Below are 1,233 nucleotides of genomic sequence, written 5' to 3'. Positions count from 1 at the left end.
GCGAGTTTGGGTCGGCCCCGGAAGCGTCCTTTGACGGTGTGCGGGACGAGTTCGGCCCGTATTTCGGTGAAGGGGGTGATGGTGAGGTTGCCCTCGGGGACGGTGGTGGCCTCGGGGTGCTCGGTCGGCACGATCTGGACGGCGTACGGGTTGGGTCCGGCGGTGGCGTCGGGGGTGCGCGGCGGTGCGAAGGTGAGCTGCACGGTGCCGGTGGTGCCCGGGTACAGCCGGATGGTCGGCGGTTCTACGGTGATGTAGGGCGCGATGTCGCCGACCGGTGTGAAGCGGTACTCGTCGACGACGTCACCGGTGTTGCGCAGCCGCAGCCGTACGGTGGTGGTGCTGCCCGGGTCCACGGTGGCGGAGGCGGGCTCGAGGGAGGTCCAAAGGCTCACCAGCCAACGCTACGGGCCCGGATGAGGTTCCGTCAGGGTCGGCGAGGCAGGGATGATGCCCCTGAGGACGCTCTGGGATTGCCCTGAGGTGAAGACCGCTACGACTGTCCCTTGACGATGGTCCACTCCTGGTCGTCGGTGTTGCTGCAGGTGTAGATGGTGAGGACGGTACCGTCGCCGCCGGTGCTGAAACCGGATACGTCCAGGCAGAGGTGATTGCTGGCGTAATTGCGGATCCAGTAGGCGCCGTCCGACTGCTTGTCGAGCCACCACAGTTGGTTGTCGGCCTTGGTGCCGTCGCAGGCGAACTCATCTATGTGGGTCTGGGCCGGCTCGGCGCCGCCGTTCGGCAGGTCCATGCAGTAGTCGTCCTTGACATTGCGGATCTGGAACAGACTGGCGTCGTGGGGGCCGCCCTTCGGATAGCGCACCTCGAGATTCCAGAGCTGGTTGTCCTGGTTCGTGCCGTTGCAGGTGAACTCGTCGACCTCACCGCCCGACGTCCCCTTGTCGCCGCCGGGTATGTCGGCGCATTTCCCGGTCGTCGTGTTCTTGAGCAGCACATTCTTGGCGCTCGCCGGGTCCTGGGTCTTCTTGGGTGTGGCCGGTGCCCCGCCTCCGCCGTTTCCGCTTGCGGCCTGTGTCTGGGCCGCGGTGGTGGGCGCCGCGGGCGTGGGCGGCGCCGCTGTGGTGGGTGCGGGCGGGGTCAGGGACGCTGCGGGGGTGGGGATGGTGGTGGCGGCGGTCTGCTGGAGTTTTTCCTGGGCGAGGCTGGTCACGTTCGGTTGGTAGGCGAACCAGAGGGCGACGCAGGCGATGGTGAGTCCGACGGCGAGGC

The 1,233-nt window shown here is 67.6% G+C and carries 2 protein-coding genes; both read right to left on the bottom strand.

Going from position 1 to position 1,233, the window contains the following annotated elements; genetic code table 11:
- Positions 1 to 395, bottom strand: a 395-nt coding sequence (locus tag FCI23_RS55785) for a COG1470 family protein (protein WP_456318827.1), incomplete at its 3' end; no start/stop codon positions are given.
- A 98-nt stretch (positions 396 to 493) separates the two neighbouring features.
- Positions 494 to 1,233 (bottom strand): RICIN domain-containing protein (locus FCI23_RS55780; protein WP_169317510.1); only part of this gene is annotated, 740 nt, incomplete at its 5' end.

Source organism: Actinacidiphila oryziradicis (assembly GCF_005047355.1).
Lineage (GTDB): Bacteria > Actinomycetota > Actinomycetes > Streptomycetales > Streptomycetaceae > Actinacidiphila > Actinacidiphila oryziradicis.
Note: the sequence above shows the minus strand (reverse complement) of the source record. Positions and strands in the feature narration are given on the sequence as shown.